A 26,251-nucleotide genomic window follows, 5' to 3' on the forward strand; every position below is an offset into this window, starting at 1 on the left:
TTGTGTTAATTTTTTAATGAGACTTCCTTCGTTGACCAGGTTTTTCGCCAAGACATTTGTGCCATAAATAACACTAGTAATGCTACAACTCCAATCCCTGTATATACCATAAAGCCAGTTCCATAAGTTCCAGTTACTTCTTTAAGGGTTCCTAATATATTCGGAACGAAAAATCCGCCAACCCCGCCAGCCGCTCCAACAATCCCAGTGATCATCCCGATTTCTTCTTGAAAGCGCTGTGGAACCAATTGAAAAACTGCTCCATTTCCCATCCCCAAGCAGAGCATACCGATAAACAATAAAGTGGTCACAACAGCCAAGTGGGGAAGTTGGCTCACGCCAAACATGGTGAGTGCAACCCCAATAAAGAGGAAAGTTAAAAGACGAACGCCGCCGATTTTATCAGCTATAAAACCGCCAACCGGGCGGAAAAAGCTCCCTGCTGCCACACAAAGTGTGACAAAATCTCCTGCCGTTACTTTCGATAAATGATATTGATCCACAAAAACGATGCTTAAGAAACTGGATAAACCTACAAAACCTCCGAAGGTAACACTGTAAAGCAAACAAAAATACCATGTATCTTTTTGTTTGAATATCTTCAAATATTCAACCATAGGTTTTGGTGCTGGCTGGGATGGTGCATCTTTTGCCAAAATGATATACAAGAGAAATACAGTTAATAAAGGTATAAGTGCTAATCCTAAGACATTATGCCAGCCCATTTGTTCCGCAAGTCGCGGTCCAAATAAGGTGGCGAACAGTGTTCCGCTGTTTCCGGCCCCGGCAATTCCCATTGCCAGCCCTTGTAAATGCGGCGGGTACCATCTGCTTGCCATCGGGATGGCTGCAGCAAAACTCGCTCCTGCCACTCCAAGAAGAATCCCAATCACATAAAGTTCAGTTAAGGTTTGACCAAATAACCAACCCCATACCAGCGGAATGGTGGTCACGAGCATTCCGCTGATTGCCGTTTTCCGTGGTCCGATTCGATCTGTTAAAACACCAAGGATGAGTCGAAAAAACGATCCGCTTAAGATCGGAAGTGCCACGATAAAACCCTTTTGTGAGGGGGTCAGCCCAAAATCTTTTGTAATATAAACCCCCAGCGCCCCTAAAATAACCCAAATCATAAAACTAACATCAAAGTATAAAAATGAAGCTGCTAACGACGGTGCATGACCGCTTTTCTTTAAATCTGATAACTTCATTAGATTGTACCCCTTTCTAGAAAACGTTTTTCCTATGAATCAAAACAATTTACAAACCAGTAATTTAATCTTTATTACCATTCAAAACAACTATCTTTTGAAAACATAACCCTAATTAGTAAAACCAAAAATGAAGCTAAACTGATGTTGTTTTTCATTTCATTTTCCTCCTTAAACTGCTTAAGTATTTGTGTTTCTCTTGCTTTGTTCAACAATAGCCTATGGAGAAGGATGATGTCACTTTTTATGTAAGATGCTCTAACATGAAACTTATTGTGTCAGGAAATGTTACACAACAAATTCCTTTTCATAAGTTTTATGGAATAATAGGTGATATTTACGGTTGCCATAATCGACATAATTAACTAGCGGGGGTATTTAGAATGGATAAGCAAAAACTCGTATTGATAGGGAATGGAATGGCGGGTGTGCGATGTATGGAGGAAATTTTACGAGAAGCACCTGATCTTTATGAGATTACAATTTTCGGAGCGGAACCGCACCTAAACTATAATCGAATCCAATTATCAGCTGTATTGCAGGGGAGTACGACGTTTGATGATATTACCATCAATGATCGAAATTGGTATAACGAACAGAACATAGAACTGTTTACTGGTGAAACGGTCCTAAAAATAGATACAGAAAAACAAGAGTTGCTAACGGATAAAGGTCGAAGGCACCCCTATAATCGACTTATCATCGCAACAGGTTCCATGCCATTTCTTCTCCCTGTACCAGGTAAAGATATAGAAGGAGTAGTTACGTTTCGAACTATAGAAGATTGTCAGAAAATGATGGAAACAGCGAAATACTATCATAAAGCGAAGGTCATCGGAGGGGGTGTCTTAGGTTTGGAAGCTGCTAAAGGTCTCCTTAATCTTGGTATGGAGGTAACCGTTGTCCATAATGGGCCGCATCTTATGGAAAGACAATTGGATGAAACAGCTGCGAAACTGTTGCAAACAGAACTGGAAAAGCAAGGCTTGCGTTTCCTTTTTGAAAAAGAAACAAAGGAAATTTGCGGAAGCAATCGCGTAGAAAGAGTTTCCTTTAAAGATGGTACCGAAGCAGCTGCTGATTTGGTTGTGATGGCTGCAGGGGTGAGACCCAATATCCAACTAGCTAAAGAAAGTGGAATAGCGACGAATCGAGCCATCCTTGTCAATGATTATATGGAAACAAATATCCCCAATATTTATGCTGTCGGTGAATGTGTGGAACACCGGGGAATGGTCTATGGGTTGGTAAAGCCTCTTTACGATCAAGGCAAGGTGTTGGCAAAACGAATTTGCGGACTTAGAGGAAAAGGATACGAAGGAACTGTTCTTTCGACACAATTAAAAATATCAGGAGTAGATGTGTTTTCGGTTGGACAGTTTTCATGTGACGACAGATTGCAGTCGATTGTGATCTTCGATGAGTTAGATGGCGTATATAAGAAAATGGTTTTTGAAAAATCCCGAATGGTTGGCGCTGTCTTATTTGGAGACACGAGTGACCGAACAAGATTGCTAGACATGATTATGAAAAGACAAGATGTATCAGATTTGGAGAAAGTTACACTTTTTCAAGCATTAAATAGGGATGGGAATTCGGCCGCTTCTATGGCCCATAGTGAAATGATTTGCAATTGTAATGGGGTAGCGAAAGGGACAATTATAGAAGCGGTTCAAAAAAACGGATTAACGACGGTCGACCAAGTGAAAAAATGTACAAAAGCCTCGGGGGCATGCGGGGGCTGTAAACCATTAGTAGCCGATTTACTCAACTACATTCATAGCGATGAATTCGATGAGGGCATTGAACAAAAATCAATGTGCTCCTGTACAACACTCACGGAAGATGAAGTGGTGCATGAGATGCAATGGCAAGGATTGACAACGGTACAGGAGGTGATGGAAGTCCTTGGTTGGGAGAATAAGGAAGGATGTTCTGCCTGTCGGCCTGCTTTAGCCTATTATTTAGGCATGATCTATCCGGAATATGAGAGGAAGCAAGAAAACCTATATATTTCCGAACAAAGGATGGCCATTATTCAGAAGGATGGGACGTACACTGTCATCCCTCAGATGTACGGTGGAAAAACTTCCGCAGAACAATTGAGAATGATTGCCACGGTCGCCGAGAAGTTTGGCATTACAAATATCGCTGTCACTAGTGAACAAAGAATTCATTTGATGGGCGTGAAGAAAAAAGATTTGTCTGCTTTGTTGGCAGATTTGGATATGCAAGTAAGTTCTACTTACGGAAATATGGTTCAAAATGTGAAAACGAGTATCGGAGAACATATTTGCCATTGTGACAAACATTCATCAATGGAGCTGGCTGTCAGTCTCGAAAAAAGATTAGAATTTCTCATAACTCCCTATCGAGTAACGTTAGGTGTATCTGCTTGTTTGCATAACGGTGCCGGTTCAACGACAAAAGATATCGGTGTAATTGGAACTGGACTTGGCTGGGAAATATATGTCGGTGGCAGCAGCGGGAGAAATGTACGTGCAGGTAAGTTATTGTCCCTTGGAACGAAGAATCAGGATGTAATCGAAATCATTTGTGCTTTTATTCAATACTATCGTGAGACAGCCAATTTCCTCGAACGGACGTGGCAATGGATCGAAAGAGTCGGTTTAGTGCATGTGAGAGAAGTGATTTTTGATTTTGAACTTCGTCAGCAATTATTATTCCGGTTAGAAAAGGATACTATGTTCCGCAAAAGGTTCAGTGGAAAACAAATGTCTGGAATAGAAATCAACAACCAACAATAGAAAAGGGTGATCAGCTTGACAGAAGCGCTATTAAAGTATTTTCGTACAAAGGAACAAGAAGTGAAATCAGAAAAAAGATACGACTCTCAATGTCCATACTGTAGTATGCAATGTAAAATGCAATTGATTGAACAATCGATTGTGTCGAGAAAAAAATATATAACCATCGGAAAAGACAATCCAACATCGGAGGGGCGTTTATGTGTAAAGGGTATGAACGCCCATCAACACGCTTTCCATAAAGAGCGTTTAAAATACCCATTGGTAAAAATCAATGGAGAATTTGTCCGAGTGTCCTGGAAGGAAGCTCTGAATCATATTAAAGAAAACTTTATGAAGATTCAGGAGGAATCTGGTCAAAATGCCTTAGCGGTGTATGGCAGTGCGTCAATCACAAATGAAGAGGCTTATTTATTAGGGAAATTTGCCCGCGTGGCCTTAAAAACAAAATACATCGATTATAATGGCCGACTATGTATGTCTGCGGCTGCTTCGGCTGCGAACCAAACCTTTGGGTTGGACCGAGGCTTCACGAATAGCTTAGCAGAAATTCTATACACTCGTTGTATCATTTTAGCAGGGACGAATATTGCTGAATGTCAGCCGACGATTATGCCCTATTTTGAAAGAGCAAAAGAAAATGGCGCCTATATCATCGCTATTGACCCGCGTGAAACTGCAACAACGAAACTAGCAGACTTGCATTTAAAACCTAGACCAGGTACGGATGTCGTATTAGCAAATGGGCTATTGAAAGTGATGATTGAGGAAAATTATGTGGATGAAAAGTTTATTCAAGAACGTGTGAACGGGTTTGAAGAGGTTAGAGAGTATGTATTATCCCTCAGTATGAAGGAAATTGAAGAGATTACCGGGGTACCCATCCAACTTATTCGCAAAGCGGCCTTTAGGTTTGGCAGTGAAGAATCGGGAATGATTTTTACAGCAAGAGGGGTGGAGCAGCATACGAACGGGTCAAAAACTGTTCGTAATTTCCTGAACATTCTGGTTTCCACAGGGAAAATCGGTAAACCGAATTGTGGCTATGGGGCGATTACGGGACAGGGAAATGGACAGGGGGCAAGAGAACATGGACAAAAAGCCGACCAACTTCCTGGATATCGGTCAATTGAGAATGATGAACATCGAAACTATGTGGCCGGCATTTGGGGGATTGATCCAGATGATTTACCCCGTAAAGGAGTTTCAGCCTATGAAATGATGGAGAAAATTCATGAAGGGGAAATTAAAGGTTTGTTTCTTATGTGTTCCAACCCGATTGTCTCCAATCCCAATGCCCACTTCGTCAAGGAGGCTATGAAAAAATTAACCTTCTTTGTAGCCGTTGATCTATTCGTTTCAGAAACTGCAAGATTAGCAGATGTCATACTCCCGGCCTCTTCCTATCTGGAAGATGAAGGAACGATGACAAATGTGGAAGGACGGGTAACATTACGGGAAGCTAGCTTGCCGTGTCCAGGCGAAGCGAAACATGATTGGCAAATTATCTGCGACCTTGCCCGTGTGCTTGGGAAAGAAGAGTATTTTTCCTTTTCTTCTGCTGAAGAAATATTTACTGAATTAAGGATGGCAAGCCGTGGAGGGACTGCGGATTATTTTGGAATAACATATGAGCGTTTAAGAAAAGAGGGCGGACTATTATGGCCCTGCCCAGAAACAAACCATATTGGGACGAAACGGCTGTTTGAAACCTCTTTTGCTCACCCGGATGGAAAGGCGGCGATGGTGGTTGTTCCGAACATTGCAGAGATTCCGAAAGAACAATTATGTGAAGAGTTTCCGCTCTATTTAACTACAGGAAGAGTCATGTCACATTACTTAACAGGTGTGCAAACAAGAAAAAGTCCAGCGCTAGCGGCAAGAAACATCGAACCATTTATGGAAATCCACCCGGCAACCGCAGCAAAATTTCAGATCCAAGACCAATCATTGGTGAAAATTGAATCACGAAGGGGAAGTGTTATGGTTAGAAGCAAATGGTCGGAAACGATCCGTCACGATACCATATTTGTACCTTTTCACTGGGCAGACTCGCAAAATATCAATCTCCTTGTTTCGAAAGAATTGGACCCTGAATGCAAAATGCCTGGATTTAAAGTCAGTGCTGTTAAGGTGAGCCCAGTAGTTGATTTCCTTACTTAAAAAATTTTTATGTTAGGAGACCTTACATGATAAGTTAATTTTAAAATGGTCTGTGATATAGTTTAGGAAACTTACAAACGGGAGGAAAACTAACATGGAAAAGAAAAAGTTGGTTCTTGTTGGAAATGGCATGGCTGGTGTCAAAACGATTGAGGAGATTATTAAACTATCAAGCGAATCATTTGAGATCACTATTTTCGGAAGCGAGCCTCATCCGAATTACAATAGAATTTTACTTTCAAAAGTATTACAAGGAGATACAAATGTAGAAGATATAACACTTAATGATTGGGATTGGTACCGAGAAAATAATATTCAATTATTCACAAGTGAAACAGTGATCAAGGTCGATTCGAAGCGTAAAGTCGTTATTACTGACTTAGGGAGAATGGAGCCGTATGATCAATTGATTATTGCGTCAGGATCTCTTCCGTTTATCTTACCTATTCCGGGAGCTGAAAAGGAAGGGGTAACAGCTTTTCGGGATATTAAGGACACAGATGTCATGCTTGAAACTTCGAAAAAGTATAAAAAGGCTGCAGTAATTGGCGGAGGTTTACTCGGGCTTGAAGCAGCAAGAGGTCTTTTAAATCTAGGTATGGATGTTTCGGTCATTCATCTAGCCCCATATTTGATGGAGCGCCAATTAGATCCACAAGCAGGGAAGTTGCTGCAAACTGAATTAGAAAAACAGGGAATGAAATTTTTATTAGAAAAACAAACCCAAGAAATCTTTGGTGACGAACGTGTCGAAGGTCTAAGGTTTAGCGATGGAACGTCGGTTGATGCTGACTTAGTTGTCATGGCTGTTGGCATCAAGCCAAATACGGAATTAGCCAAGGTAAGCGGACTAGCTGTCAATCGAGGTATTGTCGTCAACGACTATATGCAAACGAGTATTCCTGATGTTTATTCTGTAGGGGAATGTGCAGAGCACAACGGAACAGTATACGGTCTAGTCGCCCCTTTATATGATCAAGGAAGAGTATTAGCAAAACATATCTGCGGGTTAGAAACCAAAGGTTATCATGGATCTGTTTTATCCACACAGTTGAAGGTCTCTGGGGTAGAAGTGTTTTCAGCTGGAGACTTTATCGAAGGCGAAGGAAAGGAAGCCATCAAGGTTTTTGATGGTAATGACAGGATTTATAAGAAGATTGTGATCCAAGACAATAAAATTGTTGGTGCCGTGCTGTTTGGTGATAGCAGTGATGGAAATCGTCTCTTTTCGATGATTCAAAAGGAAGCGGATGTTTCTTCAACCACGAAGGTATCACTTTTACAACCGCTAAATGATGATTTTGGAAGTAGTTTAGTAGATTCCATGAGTAACGAGGAAATAATTTGTGGCTGTAATGGTGTTTCTAAAGGAGCGATTATTGAGGCTATTCAGAATCAAGGATGTTCATCTGTTGATGAAATTAAAGCTTGTACAAGTGCTTCCCGGTCTTGCGGCGGATGTAAACCGCTTGTCGCGGAAGTATTACAGCATACACTTGGTTCGGAGTTCGACGGCTCTATCCAGAAAGAAGCCATTTGCAGCTGTACTGATTTATCTAGAGATGAAGTGGTGGAAGAAATTAAAATAAAAGGGTTGACCCATATCAAGGAAGTCATGAATGTACTTGGTTGGAGTTCTGATGAAGGCTGCTCAAAATGCCGGCCGGCTCTGAATTACTACTTAGGGATGGTCCATCCAATCATTTATCAGGATGAAAAAGAATCCCGGTTTGTTAATGAACGGATGCATGCGAATATTCAAAAGGATGGAACCTATTCAGTTGTACCACGAATGTATGGCGGTGTAACAAACGTCCAAGACCTGCGCCGAATTGCTGATGTGGTTGAAAAATACGATATTCCGTTAGTAAAACTAACCGGCGGACAACGAATTGACTTGCTTGGAGTAAAAAAGGAAGACTTACCAAAAGTGTGGACAGATTTGGATATGCCGTCAGGGTTTGCGTATGGGAAATCGCTGCGTACGGTAAAAACCTGTGTTGGAGAACAGTTCTGCCGCTTTGGGACCCAAGATTCCATGGGACTGGGAATCGACCTCGAAAAGAAATTTGAGGGACTGCAAACACCGCATAAGGTGAAAATGGCCGTTTCCGCTTGTCCGAGAAGCTGTGCAGAGTCTGGGTTTAAAGATATTGGTTTTATTGGAATTGACGGCGGCTGGGAGCTATATGTTGGTGGAAATGGAGGGACCCACGTACGCGGGGGAGACCTATTATATAAAGTAAAAACATCAGAAGAGGCCATGGAAATCACTGGTGCGTACCTTCAATATTACCGTGAAACAGCTAATTACTTGGAACGTACTTCGGCTTGGATTGAACGTGTTGGGTTAACACATGTACGGTCCGTTCTAGATGATAAAACAAAGCGTCAAGAATTAAATAAACGGATGGAAGATGCCTTATCGGTAATTAAGGATCCTTGGAAAACTATTAATGAGGATGAAAAAGTAAGAAAAGAATTATTTGAGAGCGTAGTAATGTCTTAAAACTTACAGCTAAAGGAGGAAATTATCCAATGATTAAGAAAAACGTAGAAGTGGTGTCAATCGGATCTGTAAAGGACCTGCCAGAACGATTAGGTAAAACTGTTATTGTCGGGGAAAAGGAAGTAGCAGTTTTCAAATTATTAAACGGAACCATTCGTGCTGTAGAAAATCGATGTCCGCACAAAGGAGGGGTTCTGAGCGAAGGCTTGGTAAGTGGAGAATTTGTATTCTGTCCGATGCATGATTGGAAGATATGTTTGGATAATGGAAGAGTACAAGAGCCGGATTCCGGCTGTGTGAAAACCTATCAAACGAAAATAGTTGGGGAAGAAGTGTTTCTCCTCATTGAATAGTTCACAAAAAGGAGGTCAGGTTCATATGACCGATAAAAAGGGAAAAGTTTATATTGTTGGAGCCGGGCCTGGCGATCCTGATTTAATCACGATAAAAGCAATGAAATGCCTAGAGCAGGCCGATGTTATTTTATATGATCGATTAGTCAACCCGGTGTTACTAAGTTACAGTAAGGTTGATACTGAGTTGATTTATTGCGGGAAAGAGCCCGGGAACCATTGTGTTCCCCAGGACTCCATCCATGAGATATTACTCGAAAAAGCCAAGGCCCGCAAAACGGTCGTTCGTTTAAAAGGAGGCGATCCGTATATTTTTGGCCGCGGTGGTGAAGAAGCCGAAGTATTAATGCAAAATGGAATCGAATTTGAAGTGGTTCCAGGGATCACATCTGGCATTGCTGCTCCAGCTTATGCGGGAATACCAGTCACTCACCGCGATCTGAGCCGATCCTTTGCTATGGTTACAGGTCATTGTTTGAACGGTCAACCCAATAATATACGCTGGGAACATCTCGCCCACGGCGTTGATACTTTGGCTATTTATATGGGTGTCAAACATCTTCCATATATTAAGGCTCAATTGCTAGCCTGCGGGAAGGATTCGTCTACACCGATTGCTGTTATTGAACAAGGAACAACAGGGAACCAACGAACAGTTGTTGGTACACTAGAGACAATCGTTGAAGTAGTAACAGAGAAACGAATGACCAATCCAGCCATGATTGTAATCGGAGAAGTGGTGAAACTATCGGATAAACTATCGTGGTTTCCTAAAAAGGTTAAAGACGAGATACTTTTATAAGGGATTTTGGAGTTTATAATGAATATTATAGACTCTTTTTTTGCCTATAAATCTGACAATCTAGAAATAAGTGCAAAATTTTTTATTGGTAATCAATTATTTCCATTGAATTTAGGTAGATTTTTTTGCTATTTCTCTCCATAATAAGATTGATTGATTTTAATAGAGGAATAAATCAAATTATGTCGAATTGCATAAGTAAATATACCTAAATAAGAGGGCTGAACCATGAATAAATCCGGTCAAATTATCCTGGTGATGATTTCGATTCTTTTTACCAGCTACCAAAAGATTTTTGATCATCTACCTTTTTTCTCGATTGATTTTTTTCTGTTTACCCTAATTGCCTGGGTGGTGGGATGGCAATATGATAAGGCACGCTACTATGAAAAAAAGGCCCGTGCGAGTGAAGAAAGCTATAAGAAATTGATCGATTCATTGCCTGCACCTGTCTATGTTACGCGGAATCATAAATTAGTATATGTAAATAAAGCAGCGCTTAGCATGATTGGTGCTGGGAACCTTGAAGATTTGACAGGGAAGTCCATTATGGATTTTATTGCTCCTGAATATCGAAGCCGGATGCTTGAACGATTTAAACAAATAAAGAAAGAAAAGCAGCCTGTTCACACCATTGATTACAAAGCCAAGCGATTGGATGGATCCACTTTTTTATTTGAAGTATCTTCTTTATTGATCGTTTTTGGTGGGAAAGAAGCCATCTTGTCCATTGGGAAGGACATAACTGAAAAAAGTGAAGAAACTGAACGCCTCATTCAAAAGTCTGAAAAATTAGCGCTGTTAGGTCAAATGGCAGCGGGAATAGCCCATGAAATACGAAATCCTCTCACCTCGATCAAAGGTTTTATTCAACTGTTAAAAACCAGCACCCAGAAAGAGGAATATTTTGAGATATTGTTATCTGAACTCGACCGAATCAATGAAATCGTCGGGGAATTTCTGGTCCTGGCCAAACCTTCTGCAGCCGTCTATAAGACACAAGATATTAGAATCCTCTTAAAGGATGTCATCACCTTAATAAACAACCAATCACTTTTGAATAATATTCAAATCAATATAGATTTTGATCATGATTTGCCGTTGATCAGCTGTGAGGAAAATCAATTAAAGCAAGTGTTTTTAAATCTACTTAAAAACGCGATGGAAGCTATGCCTACGGGTGGATCTATCCATGTGGCCGTAAAAGAAAAAGAAGAGGGGAAAATATCGATTCAGATTATCGATCAAGGGATCGGTATCCCGCAAGAACGGATTTCTACTCTTGGAGAACCATTTTATACAACTAAGGAAAAAGGAACGGGTCTCGGCTTAATGACCTGTTACAAAATAATCGAAGGTCATAATGGGACGCTAAATATTTATAGTAAAATGAATGAGGGAACAACAATTGAAATCATTTTACCAACGATTACTCAGCCGTTATTGAAGATGGAAGTGAGCCATTCTTAGTGAATGGCTTGTTCTATGTAGATGAAAAAATGATAAACTATCCTATAGATAGTCGATTAATTGGTTTTGGAGGAAGTTATGAAAAAGAATATGTATGTATTTTGGGGTCTAGTCATCACGACGTTAATTTCAGCACTAGATGCTAATATTATGCAAACAGCCAGTCCGACCATTGTCAAACAACTTGGTGGCATGGAGTTATTTGCATGGATATTTGTTGTTTATATGTTAGCTAGCACTGTTACTGTGCCGTTATACGGTAAATTATCGGATATGTATGGCCGGAAAAACCTGTTAATGTTTTCCGTGGGCTTATTTACACTAGGTTCCATTCTTTGTGGGATGGCGAATTCCATGGTCACGCTGATTATATTTAGGGGAATTCAAGGTTTAGGTGCAGGTGGGATGATTCCACTTTCCATGATCATCGTAGGTGATTTGTTTACGATTGAACGTCGCGGGAAAATTCAAGCGGTTTTTAGCAGTATTTGGGCCATCTCATCTATTGTTGGTCCCATACTAGGATCTTTCTTTGTGGAAGCATTAACATGGAGATGGATATTCTTTATAAATATTCCCATCGGTATTGCCAGCGTGCTTTGTTTGCTGCCCTATAAAGAACAGATGGAATTTAAGAAAACACATATTGACTATAAAGGTTTCTTCTTATTCGGGATTTCTATTACGCTATTATTGTTATCTACTAATATAGAACACTCTATCTGGTTATTGATTCTAGGAGTCATTGGTTTAATTGTCTTTGTTTTAGTAGAACGAAAAGAATCCCATCCGTTCCTGCCTGTTTCATTATTTAGGAACAAGGGAATTCTGATGACGAACCTTTTCATGTTAGTTTATTGTTTGGCCTTTTTTGGAACATCTAACTTTATTCCTTTGTACCTGCAAGAAGGCAGTCACATGAGTATTTATAAAAGCGGGCTCATCCTGCTAAGTATTGCCGTTGGCTGGACTTTCGGAAGCACCCCTGCGGGAAAGTGGATCCTTCGCTTTGGGTATAAGCTCCTTTTTATTATTGGAAGCCTCATCACAACAGTTTCAGGCTTAGCATTATATTTGTTCATCACAGATATATCTTATGTTAGCTTGTTTATCATCTTAACAATCCAGGGTGTTGCTTTTGGTTTGTTGTTTGCAGTAGGAACAATTGCATCCCAAGAATTTGCTGAAGCCCACATCAAAGGGATGTCCACCTCATTGCAAATGTTTTTAAAAAATATCGGAACTTCCATCGGAGTTACTGTTATGGGACTGATCATCAATCAAGCTGTAAACATCCATGTTGGAATGAAAAATTTATTTCTATATGCACTGATATTAAGCCTAATTAATATTGTAATAAGTTTCTTTATCCCTGCAAAAACAACCACTTCCAGTGAGAATAACTAGCCTATATGTTTGATAAACGATAAACTGCCCCTATGAATCCCTCATGAGGGCAGTTTTTCCCACTATTAATCTATTTAAGAATATCCTTAAATTCTTTCCCCTTCTGGACATAGTGATCGCTAGACATCTGCAGCAGGTCCAGGTCCTTTTGGGTTATTTCTCTGACCACTTTACCAGGAGACCCCAACACTAGGGAACGAGGAGGAATTTTAATACCGCCAGCTAACAGTGTATTGGCCCCAATAATACAATCTTCACCAATCTCAACATTATCTAAAAGCGTCGAACCCATTCCAATAATGCATCGCTTCCCAACCTTACAGCCATGCAGAATAACATTATGGCCAATTGTCACGTCATCTGCAATTTCGACCGGGAACCCTTCGAACAAATGAATTGTTGAATTATCTTGAATGCTGCACCGTTCACCGATGATAATTGGTCCATCATCCCCGCGTAGTACCGCGTTAAACCAAACGGATGAACCCTTTCCAATTCTTACATCACCAATTAAATAGGCACCGGGTGCTACAAATACTGAGTCATGGACAACAGGGGAAATACCTTTGTAAGGGATAATCAAATCAATCTCTCCTTTTAACTATCAGAATTATCTTTCTATTAATCTAAATATACCATGAAAAAATGTCCTAGAAGGGTTTTTATTATCAATTCGAATCTATTTTCGTTAAAGTTGAATTTTTTGCATCTATTTTTAATAATAGAATCTGCAAAATGCCAAAAAATTTTGCGTATACTGATTAATTATTTATTTTGCGCAAAATCTATTTGCACCAAATCCAATGAAAACCCTTTATATATGCAAAATACAAGTTGGCACGTAACTTGCATATATAATTGATGTAGCAAACGACAAGGGGGAACAACCATTGAAAACATATTCACATGAACCATTTACAAACTTTGAAGATGAAAAAAATAAACAAGCCTTCCAAGAGGCACTGGCCTTTGTACAAACACAGCTTGGCAAGGATTACCCAGTTGTTATCGGTGGAGAACAGATTACAACTGAGGAAAAAATTATATCTATTAATCCAGCAAATAAAGAAGAAATTATTGGTCGAGTGTCGATGGCAGACCAAGAACTAGCAGAAAAGGCGATGCATGCCGCATTAACCACATTTGAAACGTGGAAAAAGTGGAGACCAGAACATCGTGCCAACATTTTATTCAAAGCAGCCGCCATTTTGCGCCGCAGGAAACATGAGTTTTCAGCTTATCTAGTGAAAGAAGCCGGAAAACCATGGAAGGAAGCGGATGCAGATACAGCCGAGGCGATCGACTTTATCGAGTATTATGGCCGTCAAATGCTTCAATTAAAAGAAGGTTCACCGGTAAATAGTCGAAATGGGGAATTCAACCAGTACAACTATATCCCACTAGGTGTAGGAATTATTATTTCACCTTTCAACTTCCCATTAGCGATTATGGCAGGAACAACCATTGCAGCAATTGTTTCGGGTAATACAGTTCTTCTTAAGCCAGCCAACTCAACACCAGTAGTTGCCGCAAAATTCGTTGAGTTAATGGAGGAAGCAGGTCTTCCAAAAGGAGTATTAAACTTTGTGCCAGGTAGCGGTGCGCAAATTGGTGATTACCTTGTTGATCATCCAAAAACACGCTTTGTATCCTTTACAGGTTCACGTGAAGTAGGCTGCCGTATTAATGAACGGGCCGCGAAGGTTCATCCAGGTCAAAAATGGATCAAACGTGTGATAGCTGAAATGGGTGGTAAGGACACAGTGGTTGTTGATAATGATGCTGATTTAGATTTAGCTGCTTCAAGCATTGTTTATTCCGCTTTCGGTTTTTCAGGACAAAAATGTTCTGCAGGTTCTCGTGCAGTCATTCATCAGGATGTGTATGACGTCGTGCTTGAGAAAGTTGTGGCACTAACAAGAACACTTACGCTTGGAAATCCTGAAGAGGCCACTACTTATATGGGACCTGTTATTGATGAAAAATCGTTCAAAAAAATCATGAATTATATGGAAGTAGGCAAGCAAGAAGGCCGACTTATGACGGGCGGCGAAGGTGATGATTCTAAAGGGTACTTCATCCAGCCGACAATCTTCGCTGATTTAGATGAAAACGCACGCCTTATGCAAGAAGAAATTTTCGGACCAGTTCTTGGTATGTGTAAAGCCCGTGACTTTGACCATATGATGACCATTGCTAATAATACGGACTATGGTTTAACGGGTGCATTGATTTCAAATAATCGCGAACATATTGAACGCGCACGCGAAGAATTCCATGTCGGAAATCTATATTTTAACCGCACTTGTACAGGTGCGATTGTTGGATACCAACCGTTTGGCGGTTTCAATATGTCTGGAACAGATTCGAAAGCAGGCGGTCCAGAATATTTACTGCTTCATATGCAAGCGAAAACAACATCTGAAACACTTTAATCACTACATCATTGATCCCTCGGGTGGTTTAGGAACTCAACCTACCCGAGGTAAATAGAGGAGGAACTATCATGACAGTCTCAGAAACTACTAAAACGAATCAAATTATTGAACAAACACATAAATTCGGTGCAAATAACTATCATCCACTACCAATCGTCATTGCGAAGGCGGAGGGTGTTTGGGTGGAAAGTCCAGAAGGAAACCGTTACATGGATATGCTAAGTGCCTATTCAGCAGTGAACCAAGGACATCGTCATCCAAAAATCATTCAAGCATTGAAAGACCAAGCAGATAAGGTCACACTTACTTCTCGTGCTTTTCATAATGATCAACTCGGACCATGGTACGAAAAAATTTGTCAATTAACCAATAAGAATATGGCCCTCCCAATGAATACGGGTGCAGAAGCGGTTGAAACGGCACTTAAAGCAGCCCGTCGCTGGGGTTATGATGTAAAAGGCATCGCTGAAAACCAAGCAGAAATAATTGCCTGTGTAGGAAATTTCCATGGCCGGACGATGGGTGCTGTTTCCTTATCATCAGACCCGGAATATAAGCGCGGCTTTGGGCCAATGCTGCCTGGAATCAATTTAATTCCTTATGGTGATCTTGAAGCATTGAAAGCCGCCATCACACCAAACACAGCTGCATTTTTAATTGAACCAATTCAAGGTGAAGCCGGGATTATCTTACCGCCAGAAGGCTTTTTGAAAGCGGCATCAGATTTATGTAAGGCAAACAAGGTATTGTTCATTGCGGATGAAATTCAAGTGGGCTTAGCGCGGACAGGTAAAATGTTTGCCTGCGATTGGGAAGACGTAAATCCTGATATGTTGATCTTAGGTAAAGCATTAGGCGGGGGGGTTTTCCCAATTTCCTGTGTTGTGGCAAATTCTGATGTATTAGGTGTATTTAATCCAGGGTCCCACGGGTCAACGTTTGGAGGAAATCCATTAGCATGTGCCGTATCACTTGCTGCTTTGGAAGTGATTGAGGATGAAAAACTAGCGGAACGCTCGCTAGAATTAGGCAAATACTTCTTTGAAAAATTACAGTCCATTACCAATCCAAAAATTAAATCGGTAAGAGGCAAAGGGTTATTTATCGGGGTTGAACTTACAGAAGCCGCAAGACCATACTGTGAGCAATTAAAAGAGGCAGGTTTATTATGTAAGGAAACCCATGACACAGTGATTCGTTTCGCACCACCACTTACCATTACAACAGAAGAAATCGATTGGGCCTTTGAAAAAATCAAAACGGTTTTAAGCTAATTTTAAAATATATAAATCTAATAATCTACTATACGACGGGGTGTCAGGCATGTCAGTGAAACCAATGGTAACTGAAATGGAAAAACAACAACAAGAAGAACAAGAATCCTTAAATCTATTTAATTCAACACAAACGATCATCCAACAAGCTTTATCTAAATTAGGCTATAACAACGAAATGTATGAATTATTAAAAGAACCAATTCGTTTATTAACTGTCCGCATACCAGTAAAAATGGATGATGGTTCTGTCAAAATATTTACAGGCTATCGTTCTCAGCATAATGATGCGGTTGGTCCAACAAAAGGCGGTGTCCGTTTTCATCCGGAAGTGGATGAGGAAGAAGTAAAAGCGTTGTCCATTTGGATGAGCTTAAAGTGCGGAATTACTAATCTTCCGTATGGCGGCGGGAAAGGCGGGATCATCTGTGATCCTCGCAACATGTCTTTTAGAGAGCTTGAAAGCTTAAGCCGCGGCTATGTCCGGGCGATTAGCCAAATTGTTGGCCCATCGAAAGACATTCCTGCACCCGATGTTTATACCAATTCACAAATCATGGCATGGATGATGGATGAATACAGCCGTTTACGTGAGTTCGATTCACCAGGTTTTATTACTGGGAAACCAATCGTCCTCGGCGGATCACAAGGTCGTGAAACAGCCACTGCACGCGGTGTAACGATTTGTATTGAAGAAGCATTGAAGAAAATTGGTAAGGAACTTCAAGGAGCGCGCGTTGTCATTCAAGGCTTTGGGAATGCCGGAAGTTACTTGGCAAAGTTTATGCATGATTCTGGGGCGAAGGTAGTTGCCGTTTCCGATGTATATGGTGGTATTTACGATCCAAACGGACTAGATATTAATTACTTACTGGACCGAAGAGATAGTTTCGGTACCTTCTCAAAGCTCTTCAAAAACACAATCACCAACCAAGAACTACTAGAATTAGATTGTGATATTCTTGTTCCGGCAGCCATTTCAAACCAAATCACTGCCAAAAATGCGGCCAATATTAAAGCACCTATTGTCGTCGAAGCAGCAAATGGACCAACAACACTTGAAGCAACAAGAATTCTTACTGAACGTGGAGTCATTCTTGTACCAGATATACTTGCAAGTGCAGGCGGAGTAACTGTCTCTTATTTTGAATGGGTGCAAAATAATCAAGGATATTATTGGACCGAAGAAGAAGTAGATGAAAAGCTTATAAAAGTAATGGTTGATTCTTTTGAAAATATCTATCAAACAGCTAAAACACATCAAGTAGATATGCGATTAGCAGCATATATGGTTGGTATCAGAAAAGTTGCTGAAGCGTCTCGTTTCAGAGGATGGGTATAAAAGAAATTATTAGACGAATCTCCCAACGTTTGGATGGAGAAATCTTGATCTGTTCAATGACTGTAAGAAACTAAAAAGGAGTGAAGAAATTGTCAGTAACGGAAGAAGCTATCTTCAGTCCATGTTCTGGTACTGTAGAAACTGTTTATACCGAGGAAAATAATCATGTATATGAGTGGAAGAAATTGTTTTTAATAAGAACCCAGAACGGTAGAATGGAAGAGGTTTCAATCGGGATAAGCGGGCATATCACCTCTTTACCTGTCAAAGAGGGTCAAGAAGTAAACACTCAAACCGTCCTAGCAACCATCCAAGATGATTTGATAATTACAGGATCTGAATAAAGTACTTCATTTCTATTAAAAAACTCTTTTCGTTATTCGAAAAGAGTTTTTTATATTTTTGCTGTCGGCTTACTGATTTTAATAGAAGAAATGTTATTCTTTATTACGGTTTATTCTAACAATCTATTTACAATGGATCATCCGACGAATTACTTAACACTGAGATTGAAATGACGATTATCGATGGTGAATTAAAATATAGGATGGGTTAAAGGTTAATGGTGATTTTAGCGCTCTGTTGATTGGAGTGGAAGGCACGAAGACTCCTGCGGGAGTACGGGGCAGGGGAGACCCCGCAGGAGCAAAGCGACGAGGAGGCTCCCCGTCACGCCCGCGGAAAGCGAAGTGCCTGGAACGGAAATTAACAGACAAGTTTAACACAGCCAAAATATAAAAAATTAGATCATAACAGTAGGTAAACGTGGCTTTAACAGATGTAAGCGCTTTATAATTAACAAAATAATTAAAATAGTCAAAATATATTGACAGGTTATTTTTTCAGTGGTAACCTTATAAAAAATTGAAGAAGAATCAATGATGAGAAGAGTAGGGTAAGTCCTTGTTCCACAGAGAGTCGACAGTTGCTGAAAGTCGATGTCAGGACGTATTCGAAGATCATCTCGGAGATGTGTAGCTGAAACAATGGAGTAAGCTAGACCGGAATGTCCGCCGTTACAATGGAACGCGTACCAGAGTGGTACGTTGATCGAGAGCTGTAGTGTTGGTTGCTGCAGAAGTAGGGTGGTATCGCGAGTTCACTCGTCCCTATATTATGGGGGCGAGTTTTTTGTGTTTAAAAATAGAAGTTGAACTTATTAATTTTACTTGATGGATGCAAAAAATTAGGAGGGAAAAGGAATATGAGTCAACAAGTTGATAAGAAAGTGTTTAATGTGGAGGATATTATTATTGCCAGCCATAACATTAAGGATGAAATTGCACCAACTCCCCTGCAATACAATCACTTGTTATCAGAACGATATGGCTGCCATGTCTACTTAAAACGAGAGGATTTACAAAGCGTTCGTTCCTTTAAAATCCGCGGTGCATATAATCGGATTAAAAAACTAAATGAGGATGAGCTAAAAAATGGAATTATCTGTGCAAGTGCAGGGAATCATGCGCAGGGGGTTGCTTATTCCTGTCATCTCTTAAATATCCATGGGAAAATCTTTATGCCAAGTACCACACCAAAACAAAAGGTAAACCAAGTGAAATTTTGGGGCAAAGAAGATGTTGAAATTGTTTTGATTGGAGATACTTTTGACGACGCCTATGAAAAAGCAATGGAATGCAGTCAATTAGAAAATCGGACCTTTATCCATCCTTTTGATGATCCCGACGTGATTGCCGGACAAGGGACAGTGGCCGTGGAATTGCTCAATGATTGCCCGGAGAAAATTGATTACCTTTTTGGTGCCATTGGCGGTGGAGGGCTAATGTCAGGAGTCGGTACATACCTTAGACACTATTCTCCACAAACTTTATTAATTGGGGTTGAACCACAAGGCGCACCTGGCATGAAGGAATCCTTTTTAAAAGGGGAAGTAACCTCATTAAAAGAAATCGATCCATTCGTGGACGGGGCAGCGGTAAAGACAGTAGGTACGTTAACTTATAATATTTGTAAGGAGATCGTTGACGATATTCTTGTCGTTCCTGAAGGTAAGGTATGTACAACACTCTTATCCTTATACAATGAAAATGCCATCGTTGTGGAACCGACTGGAGCACTTTCAGTGGCGGCCTTGGATATGTATGCTGAGGAAATTAAAGGCAAGACGGTGGTCTGTATCGTCAGTGGCGGAAACAACGATATTGGCCGAATGCAGGAAATTAAAGAGCGTTCAAAAATCTACGAAGGATTGCAGCATTATTTCATCGTCAATTTCCCGCAGCGTCCAGGTGCCTTACGTGAGTTTCTGCTTGATGTTCTTGGTCCAAACGACGATATTAGCCATTTTGAATATACGAAGAAGAATAATCGTGAAACGGGCCCAGCATTAGTGGGAATTGAGTTGAAGGATAAAGGAGATTATTCGCCGTTGATTGAACGCATTAAAGCAAAAGGATTTTTATATCGTGAAGTCAATAAGGACAGTACCCTGTTTCAAATGTTGGTATAGTTCCATACTTTTTGGAGAGGTCGGACGTGACGGTTCGACCTCTTTTTGGCGTTAAAATGGGATTCAAATCAACTTCTTACATTATTTTGCTTAATAGACTCTTAACAAATGATGCAATTAAGGTATAATATTATTTGTCAATGATAGAAACATCAATAAATTATGAACTCCTAATTATTATTTTGTACTTTGCTGTTAATACAGCTTAGTCCATAATACTAATTTTGTGTAGATTCAAAAGTGGAAAGAGAGTGTTCAGAATGGGACGTAAGTGGAACAATATTAAAGAAAAGAAAGCTTCAAAAGATGCAAATACTAGCCGTATTTACGCTAAATTTGGAGTGGAAATTTATGTAGCAGCAAGACGAGGCGAACCTAATCCTGAATCCAATCAGGCTTTAAAATTCGTGCTCGAGCGTGCAAAAACATATAATGTACCAAGACACATTATTGACCGTGCGATTGAAAAAGCAAAAGGCGGATCAGAGGAAAGCTACTCTGAACTTCGTTATGAAGGATTCGGACCAAATGGATCAATGGTTATCGTTGATGCTCTAACAAATAACGTAAATCGTACCGCATCAGATGTACGTGCGGCATTTGGTAAAAACGGCGGGAACATGGGCGTAAGCGGCTCTGTAGCTTATATGTTCGATGCAACGGCGGTTATCGGTGTGGAAGGTAAAAACGAGGAAGATGTGCTTGAATTACTAATGGAAGCGGATGTCGATGTACGAGACATTATTGAAGAAGAGGATTCTGTGATTGTCTACGCTGATCCAGAACAGTTCCATGCGGTTCAAGAAGCCTTTAAAAATGCAGGAATTACTGACTTTACCGTTGCAGAACTAACAATGCTTGCGCAAAATGAAGTAACACTTCCTGAAGATGCACAAGCTAAATTCGAGAAAATGATTGATGTATTAGAAGACTTAGAAGACGTTCAACAAGTGTATCACAATGTTGACTTAGGTGAATAAGCATTAAAGAGACCTGTACAATTAACAAGATCCAGTGGTCAAATAAAATATAAAGATGTCACATATTTAGCTCTATAAATATGTGACATCTTTTTTTGTTTTTTTATTGAATTGTCATAAGAATAATGACGATTGTCCAGACCAGTCTTGTCCTATGACAATATAATAAAATGTACTTATCAGATAATGGAGAAGAAAAACTGGTAAAGATACATCCTTCACTAAAAAACCTTTAAAGATAGGATGACAAAGCTTATGCGAACTATTGTATTTATTGAAACGAATAAATCTGGATCTAGTAGAGAAGCCATAAAAGCTGCGGAGCGTCTCGGCTATTTTACGGTGTTATTCACCAATAGACAAAAGTACATGCAGCAAAGAACAGAATTTCCCGAGGTCCATCAAATGATTTTAGTGGAATTATCCAATCTTGATGAAATCAGAAAAAATCTTCACAATCTACATCAACAAGGTAAACAAATAAAAGCCATTATGAGTTTTGTACATTCTTATGTCCATTTAGCAGCAACCCTGTCAGAAGAATTTTGTTCAACCGTCGTTTCTACCGATGCCATTTTAAAAATGGAGAATAAAGTTTTAACTCGTGAGCTTCTGAAAGGACACCCCAATTCTCCCTATTATGAACTTTATAATTCAAATGATTATTCCTTAGAGTACTTTGTTGATATTGCTAAAAACTATTTACCTCTTATTGTAAAATCACCCACTTCTGCCGGTTCAAAAGATGTTATGTTGGTAAAAGACGAGAAACAGTTAAAGCTCGCAATACAAGCATTAAAGAAAAAAAATAAACAGATTTTACTGGAAGAGTATTTAGAAGGACCACAATTTTTAATTGAAGTTTTAGTACACAATGGAAAAGTTCATATTGTCGCGATCATCGAACAACAAATTACTTTTTTACATCGATTTATCGTAACTGGATATAGCCTACTTCCACATGTCAATCAAAGAATGTACGATAGTGTCCTGGACACAATAACTTCCATCTTAAAGCCATTTAATATGAGAAATGGTACATGCCACCTTGAAATGCGTCTTGTAAATGGAGTGTGGAAATTAATTGAAATTAATCCGAGAATCTCAGGCGGTGCGATGAATCGAATCATCGAAGTAGGCTATGGAATTAATTTAGCAGAAGAAACCATCCAACTAATGTTAGGAAGGGAGCCTCGCCTTACGAAAAAACACAGGAAGTATGTTTATGCACATTATTTAACCGTAGATTCTAGAGGAATATTACAGAAAGTAACGGGGAAAGAACTCAGCTCTCAATATCCGGGTATAGAGGAGGTTTATATTAAACCTCGACAAGGACAGATCGTCCGTCCACCTTTATCAATGGGTGATCGTTGTGGATACATTTTAGCATCCTCCTATAATAAATTAGAAGCGAAAAGAAATGCCATCCGAGCAGCAGACAATATACATTTCTACATTGACCCCATTTAAAATTCCTGAGTGACAATAATGATCATCGTGATCGTTTAATGATTAATCATAAATTGCTAGTCTTTTAATGAGAAAAATGATTTTGGAGAGGTGAAAAGAAGTATAATGACGCTAATTGGCATGCTTCATCATCGTCGAGATCCAAGTAAGGTAAAGAAAGCTTATGCTTATGCTGCTGTAGCTAAAGCAGAAGGTGTAACCTTTTTTTACTTTACCCCAGGGAAGGTGAATATTAAACAGCAAACAATTTTGGGGAAATCCTATGAAAATGGCCGTTGGATTGAAAGAGAATTTCCTTTCCCAGATGTCATATATAATGCAAGCTATCTTTCGAGTGAGAAAACGCAACACATCTTTGATTATTTGTATGATAGGATTCCGTTTACTAGTCATTCGATCGGGGACAAATTATCGGTATATAACAGAATTAAAAAAGCACATAAATTTAAACATTACCTTATCCCATACTACGAAATAACAAACGTGAAAATTTTTTTTGACATGATCGATCGTTATCAAAAAGTAATTATCAAACCATTATCTGGCCATCAAGGTGGAGGTGTTGTTTTTATAGAAAAAGATGGTTCAAACCATTACAAAATAAATGATGCAGGGGTCGAATCAGTTATTAATGAAAAAGGAATGCTAGATTGGTTATCTCATAAAGTGCAAGAACAAGAGTACATTATTCAACAGTTTATTACCAGTCAAACAAATTCTGGTCATGTTTTTGATTTCCGGTTGCATGTCCAAAAAAATGGAGAAGGAAAATGGGTAATAACTTCTATTTATCCAAGGATTGGGCGTTTAGGGACGATAACTTCTAATATGGCCAGTGGTGGCTATAGCACATATTTGGATATTTTTTTAAAAACAGAGTTTGGTGACTCCTGGTTTGATATTAAAAGATATCTTGAACAATTTGCAATCAGTTTTTCAAATCATTTTGACACTTTATATGACAATGAATTAGATGAATTAGGAATAGACGTCGGAATTGATGCGAGCCAAAAATTATGGCTTTTTGAAGTGAACTGGAGACCAGGTCCGCCAAATATATATAGTCTTGAATTAGATGTAGCGAAAAATACAATTTTGTATGCAAAATATTTAGCGGATAAAAATAAAGATTAAATGGCAAACAAACATATAACACGAATACATGATACAACAAAAGGCAGCGTACCGATCATGAATCTCAACTCCAATTGTGAACAATTGGGTTGTTATTCAGAAAGGATAGCTGCCTTTTAATATGTGAATTTTCTATTATTTATCGCTTTAAATAGTCGATGACATCATCAAAGTCTGAGTCATTCCCGCCCGTTTTGAAATATACTATGTCATTTGGACGTAAAAATGAATCAAAAAATCTTTTCATCTCATCTGGATCTGAAAAATGATAAACATGCTGCGGCTTTACTCCTGCCTCTATAGCAGGCTTTTGAAAATCTTTTGCAATAAACCCTTTAGTGATGAGAATATCTACCCCCGAAGAAGCGATTAAATGTCCTGCCTTTTCGTATTCTTCATCGGCATATTTTCCAAGTGCCGCCATTCTTCCCAGAACAGCAATTTTTCTTTGGGATGGCAATGCAATCTTGCTTAATGTCTCTAAGCCTGTTCTTAAAGAAGCTGGATTTGACTTCCACGTATCATCCACCAGTATGGTTTGATTTCGACCATCCATTACTTGAAAATGGGATCTCATGTGTGGATAAGAAGCTAATCTTTTTAACGCATAGTGAATATCGACACCTAACATGGCAGCGGCTGCTACTGAAGCGACTGAATTATATACACTATGCTCCCCAAGACCCGGTATATATCCTCTGTATTCATTTTGCATATATTCCATCCAAAAAGTCATACCTAATGACGTATATTGATATCTCTTAATCCTAAAAATAGCATTCTTGTTTTTTCCGAATGTGATAATCTCTCCCTTAAATTTAGAGGTATCGATCGAGGAGAGGTAGGGGTCGTCCGAGTTTAGAATGAGAATTCCCTCATTGTTCATCCCTTGCATGATCTTTGCTTTTTCTGCTAGATAATCATCAAATGAACGAATTTGATCTGTATGATCCACATCTATCATCGTCAAAATCCCCATTGTCGGGTAAAAATACTTACAGGACGCCGTCATATCCCCTTTTTTAGATACGGCTGTTTCAAACACTGCCACATCCGTATCTTCCTCAATTCCCAATAAATATGAAAGGTTGTAATAATCGGCATTTTTGCTAGAAATGGTTGACTGCACATTATGAGTATCTTCTAAAATGTGTTTTAACATTTCCTTCGTCGTAGACTTTCCACATGTACCTGTAATGGCCACGACAGGAATGCTAAACAGGTGCCTGTAATACGAGGTGAATTTAAAGAAACTATCTTTAAGATTCTTTACCATAATGATTTGATTAGGATGTAAACTTTCCATGTGAGAAAATGGGGTATCTGTAACGATAAATACATTTTTGTATTTCTTTATCCTTTCAACCGGCACCTCTCGATTGTTAAAACGAAAATATAAAGTATGACTCTCAATTTCAGATCTGTCATCAGTGACCGTCTCAATCCAGATCCCTTTTTGCTTTTCATGAGGCTGAATGTTCATGGCAGTTAAAATGTTTTCCAATAATAATGTCTTCAAAATGTCCCTCCTGAAGTTCCTTTTTTGAAAAAAGCATCTACCCTTAATACTGTCCGATAAGGTAGAAGTGATTAAAAATTCAAAGGCTTATATATCATATGACATGTCCCCTAATGCAGGTGTGTGATAACAACTCAGGCAATTAGCGGAAATTGTCATGCGAAGAACGATTAGAGGTTAATTGTTCCCATGATTTCCGAAAAAAGGAGCCCACGGGACCAAATAGATGTTTAATAGGTACAACACAAGTCAACTTTTCGCTTTATCCCCTTAAAGTGTGTTATTATTCATAATATTACCAACCTAGAAAGGATGAATAAGATGTCATTGGAAAGTGTAAAGGCCCATTTTAAACAATGGGATCGTGAAAAGGATGTAATGGAATTTGAAACCTCCAGCGCAACTGTAGAGCAAGCGGCTGAGACAATTGGAGTGGCTCCAGCCCGAATTGCTAAAACTTTATCTTTTCGGGGGAGCGAAGATAAGGCTATTTTGATCGTTGCCGCAGGGGATGCAAAAATCGACAATAAGAAGTTCCGGGAACAGTTCGGTTACAAAGCACGCATGCTCTCTCCGGATGAAGTCCTCGAACAAACCGGGCATGCCATTGGTGGTGTGTGTCCGTTTGGATTGAATAAAGAGTTAGACGTGTACTTGGATATCTCCATGCAGCGCTTCGAAACACTATATCCAGCTTGCGGAAGCACCAATTCTGCGATTGAATTAACGAAAGAAGAGTTATTTACATATTCTTTTGCAAAGAAATGGATTGATGTATGTAAAGGTTGGGAAGAAGAGGAAGTGCCATCACAAGAAAGTCATCAAATCGAGGTTTAAATTAAAGGATCACCCTATGCCAGTTGAGTTATGCGGAGGAATTCGTTCAACAGTAACTATAGGAGCCCTTTGATGCCCGTTAATCGATAAAAACAAGACAA

The 26,251-nt window shown here is 39.5% G+C and carries 20 protein-coding genes and 1 other annotated feature; of the genes, 17 read left to right on the top strand and 3 right to left on the bottom strand.

What is annotated here, in order from left to right; all coding sequences use genetic code 11:
• Nucleotides 1-5: 5 nt before the first annotated feature.
• Complete coding sequence (locus ACE198_RS14320) at nucleotides 6-1,211, bottom strand: nitrate/nitrite transporter (RefSeq protein WP_375376010.1); 1,206 nt, start codon at nucleotides 1,209-1,211, stop codon at nucleotides 6-8.
• 383 nt (nucleotides 1,212-1,594) lie between these two features.
• Here ACE198_RS14320 and nirB (ACE198_RS14325) point away from each other — a divergent pair, with 383 nt between their 5' ends.
• The 7 genes from nirB (ACE198_RS14325) (at nucleotide 1,595) to ACE198_RS14355 (ending at nucleotide 12,683) form a co-directional block, all read left to right on the top strand.
• Nucleotides 1,595-3,979 carry a nitrite reductase large subunit NirB gene (gene nirB, locus ACE198_RS14325; protein ID WP_375376011.1) on the top strand — a complete coding sequence of 795 codons (2,385 nt, stop codon included), beginning with the start codon at nucleotides 1,595-1,597 and terminating at the stop codon, nucleotides 3,977-3,979.
• Nucleotides 3,980-3,994: 15 nt separating this feature from the next.
• Complete coding sequence (gene nasC / locus ACE198_RS14330; protein ID WP_375376012.1) at nucleotides 3,995-6,142, top strand: assimilatory nitrate reductase catalytic subunit NasC; 2,148 nt, start codon at nucleotides 3,995-3,997, stop codon at nucleotides 6,140-6,142.
• Between the two features lie 94 nt (nucleotides 6,143-6,236).
• Nucleotides 6,237-8,651, top strand: a complete 2,415-nt coding sequence (nirB, locus tag ACE198_RS14335) for a nitrite reductase large subunit NirB (protein ID WP_375376013.1) — start codon at nucleotides 6,237-6,239, stop codon at nucleotides 8,649-8,651.
• Nucleotides 8,652-8,680: 29 nt separating this feature from the next.
• Entirely contained in the window at nucleotides 8,681-9,004 is a 324-nt protein-coding gene (gene nirD / locus ACE198_RS14340) for a nitrite reductase small subunit NirD (protein WP_098574634.1), read from the top strand.
• A 25-nt stretch (nucleotides 9,005-9,029) separates the two neighbouring features.
• Nucleotides 9,030-9,806: a uroporphyrinogen-III C-methyltransferase gene (gene cobA, locus ACE198_RS14345; RefSeq protein WP_375376014.1), complete on the top strand. Its 777-nt coding sequence runs from the start codon at nucleotides 9,030-9,032 to the stop codon at nucleotides 9,804-9,806.
• Between the two features lie 228 nt (nucleotides 9,807-10,034).
• On the top strand, nucleotides 10,035-11,276 hold the full coding sequence (locus ACE198_RS14350) for an ATP-binding protein (protein ID WP_098574632.1): 1,242 nt from the start codon (nucleotides 10,035-10,037) through the stop codon (nucleotides 11,274-11,276).
• Between the two features lie 78 nt (nucleotides 11,277-11,354).
• Entirely contained in the window at nucleotides 11,355-12,683 is a 1,329-nt protein-coding gene (locus ACE198_RS14355; protein WP_375376015.1) for an MDR family MFS transporter, read from the top strand.
• Nucleotides 12,684-12,753: 70 nt separating this feature from the next.
• Here the strand turns inward: ACE198_RS14355 and ACE198_RS14360 are convergent, their stop codons facing one another.
• Nucleotides 12,754-13,266 carry a gamma carbonic anhydrase family protein gene (locus ACE198_RS14360; protein ID WP_375376016.1) on the bottom strand — a complete coding sequence of 171 codons (513 nt, stop codon included), beginning with the start codon at nucleotides 13,264-13,266 and terminating at the stop codon, nucleotides 12,754-12,756.
• Nucleotides 13,267-13,573: 307 nt separating this feature from the next.
• Here ACE198_RS14360 and pruA point away from each other — a divergent pair, with 307 nt between their 5' ends.
• The 9 genes from pruA to ACE198_RS14405 all read left to right on the top strand — a co-directional run bounded on the left by pruA (nucleotide 13,574) and on the right by ACE198_RS14405 (nucleotide 23,794).
• Nucleotides 13,574-15,118, top strand: a complete 1,545-nt coding sequence (gene pruA / locus ACE198_RS14365) for an L-glutamate gamma-semialdehyde dehydrogenase (RefSeq protein ID WP_375376017.1) — start codon at nucleotides 13,574-13,576, stop codon at nucleotides 15,116-15,118.
• A 71-nt stretch (nucleotides 15,119-15,189) separates the two neighbouring features.
• Entirely contained in the window at nucleotides 15,190-16,395 is a 1,206-nt protein-coding gene (locus ACE198_RS14370; protein WP_375376018.1) for an ornithine--oxo-acid transaminase, read from the top strand.
• A 76-nt stretch (nucleotides 16,396-16,471) separates the two neighbouring features.
• Nucleotides 16,472-17,737: a Glu/Leu/Phe/Val family dehydrogenase gene (locus ACE198_RS14375; RefSeq protein ID WP_098574756.1), complete on the top strand. Its 1,266-nt coding sequence runs from the start codon at nucleotides 16,472-16,474 to the stop codon at nucleotides 17,735-17,737.
• A gap of 89 nt (nucleotides 17,738-17,826) precedes the next feature.
• On the top strand, nucleotides 17,827-18,081 hold the full coding sequence (locus ACE198_RS14380) for a biotin/lipoyl attachment domain-containing protein (RefSeq protein WP_375376019.1): 255 nt from the start codon (nucleotides 17,827-17,829) through the stop codon (nucleotides 18,079-18,081).
• A gap of 238 nt (nucleotides 18,082-18,319) precedes the next feature.
• Nucleotides 18,320-18,475 (top strand): hypothetical protein, encoded by a 156-nt coding sequence (locus tag ACE198_RS14385; protein ID WP_375376020.1) that lies wholly within the window; start codon nucleotides 18,320-18,322, stop codon nucleotides 18,473-18,475.
• A gap of 131 nt (nucleotides 18,476-18,606) precedes the next feature.
• Nucleotides 18,607-18,851: a binding site (T-box leader), on the top strand.
• A 90-nt stretch (nucleotides 18,852-18,941) separates the two neighbouring features.
• Entirely contained in the window at nucleotides 18,942-20,207 is a 1,266-nt protein-coding gene (gene ilvA / locus ACE198_RS14390; protein WP_098574626.1) for a threonine ammonia-lyase IlvA, read from the top strand.
• Between the two features lie 260 nt (nucleotides 20,208-20,467).
• Nucleotides 20,468-21,187: a YebC/PmpR family DNA-binding transcriptional regulator gene (locus tag ACE198_RS14395; protein ID WP_098574625.1), complete on the top strand. Its 720-nt coding sequence runs from the start codon at nucleotides 20,468-20,470 to the stop codon at nucleotides 21,185-21,187.
• Between the two features lie 255 nt (nucleotides 21,188-21,442).
• A complete protein-coding gene (locus ACE198_RS14400) occupies nucleotides 21,443-22,660 on the top strand; it encodes an ATP-grasp domain-containing protein (RefSeq protein WP_375376021.1) in 1,218 nt (405 codons plus the stop codon).
• A 105-nt stretch (nucleotides 22,661-22,765) separates the two neighbouring features.
• The gene (locus ACE198_RS14405; protein ID WP_375376022.1) at nucleotides 22,766-23,794 is read left to right on the top strand and encodes a YheC/YheD family endospore coat-associated protein; all 1,029 of its coding nucleotides are present in this window, start codon (nucleotides 22,766-22,768) and stop codon (nucleotides 23,792-23,794) included.
• Nucleotides 23,795-23,933: 139 nt separating this feature from the next.
• Here ACE198_RS14405 and ACE198_RS14410 read toward each other — a convergent pair whose 3' ends face one another.
• The gene (locus ACE198_RS14410) at nucleotides 23,934-25,313 is read right to left on the bottom strand and encodes a Mur ligase family protein (RefSeq protein ID WP_375376023.1); all 1,380 of its coding nucleotides are present in this window, start codon (nucleotides 25,311-25,313) and stop codon (nucleotides 23,934-23,936) included.
• A 321-nt stretch (nucleotides 25,314-25,634) separates the two neighbouring features.
• Here ACE198_RS14410 and ACE198_RS14415 point away from each other — a divergent pair, with 321 nt between their 5' ends.
• Nucleotides 25,635-26,150: a YbaK/EbsC family protein gene (locus ACE198_RS14415; protein WP_375376024.1), complete on the top strand. Its 516-nt coding sequence runs from the start codon at nucleotides 25,635-25,637 to the stop codon at nucleotides 26,148-26,150.
• Nucleotides 26,151-26,251 lie beyond the last annotated feature (101 nt).

This window comes from Neobacillus sp. KR4-4 (assembly GCF_042136325.1).
Taxonomy (GTDB): domain Bacteria; phylum Bacillota; class Bacilli; order Bacillales; family Cytobacillaceae; genus Neobacillus.

Bases quoted from the DNA above. Each gene is read 5' to 3' on its own strand.
- ACE198_RS14320 (WP_375376010.1), bottom strand. From the start codon at position 1,211: ATGAAGTTATCAGATTTAAAGAAAAGCGGTCATGCACCGTCGTTAGCA.
- nirB (WP_375376011.1), top strand. From the start codon at position 1,595: ATGGATAAGCAAAAACTCGTATTGATAGGGAATGGAATGGCGGGTGTG.
- nirB (WP_375376013.1), top strand. From the start codon at position 6,237: ATGGAAAAGAAAAAGTTGGTTCTTGTTGGAAATGGCATGGCTGGTGTC.
- nirD (WP_098574634.1), top strand. From the start codon at position 8,681: ATGATTAAGAAAAACGTAGAAGTGGTGTCAATCGGATCTGTAAAGGAC.
- cobA (WP_375376014.1), top strand. From the start codon at position 9,030: ATGACCGATAAAAAGGGAAAAGTTTATATTGTTGGAGCCGGGCCTGGC.
- ACE198_RS14350 (WP_098574632.1), top strand. From the start codon at position 10,035: ATGAATAAATCCGGTCAAATTATCCTGGTGATGATTTCGATTCTTTTT.
- ACE198_RS14355 (WP_375376015.1), top strand. From the start codon at position 11,355: ATGAAAAAGAATATGTATGTATTTTGGGGTCTAGTCATCACGACGTTA.
- ACE198_RS14370 (WP_375376018.1), top strand. From the start codon at position 15,190: ATGACAGTCTCAGAAACTACTAAAACGAATCAAATTATTGAACAAACA.
- ACE198_RS14375 (WP_098574756.1), top strand. From the start codon at position 16,472: ATGGAAAAACAACAACAAGAAGAACAAGAATCCTTAAATCTATTTAAT.
- ilvA (WP_098574626.1), top strand. From the start codon at position 18,942: ATGAGTCAACAAGTTGATAAGAAAGTGTTTAATGTGGAGGATATTATT.
- ACE198_RS14395 (WP_098574625.1), top strand. From the start codon at position 20,468: ATGGGACGTAAGTGGAACAATATTAAAGAAAAGAAAGCTTCAAAAGAT.
- ACE198_RS14400 (WP_375376021.1), top strand. From the start codon at position 21,443: ATGCGAACTATTGTATTTATTGAAACGAATAAATCTGGATCTAGTAGA.
- ACE198_RS14405 (WP_375376022.1), top strand. From the start codon at position 22,766: ATGACGCTAATTGGCATGCTTCATCATCGTCGAGATCCAAGTAAGGTA.
- ACE198_RS14415 (WP_375376024.1), top strand. From the start codon at position 25,635: ATGTCATTGGAAAGTGTAAAGGCCCATTTTAAACAATGGGATCGTGAA.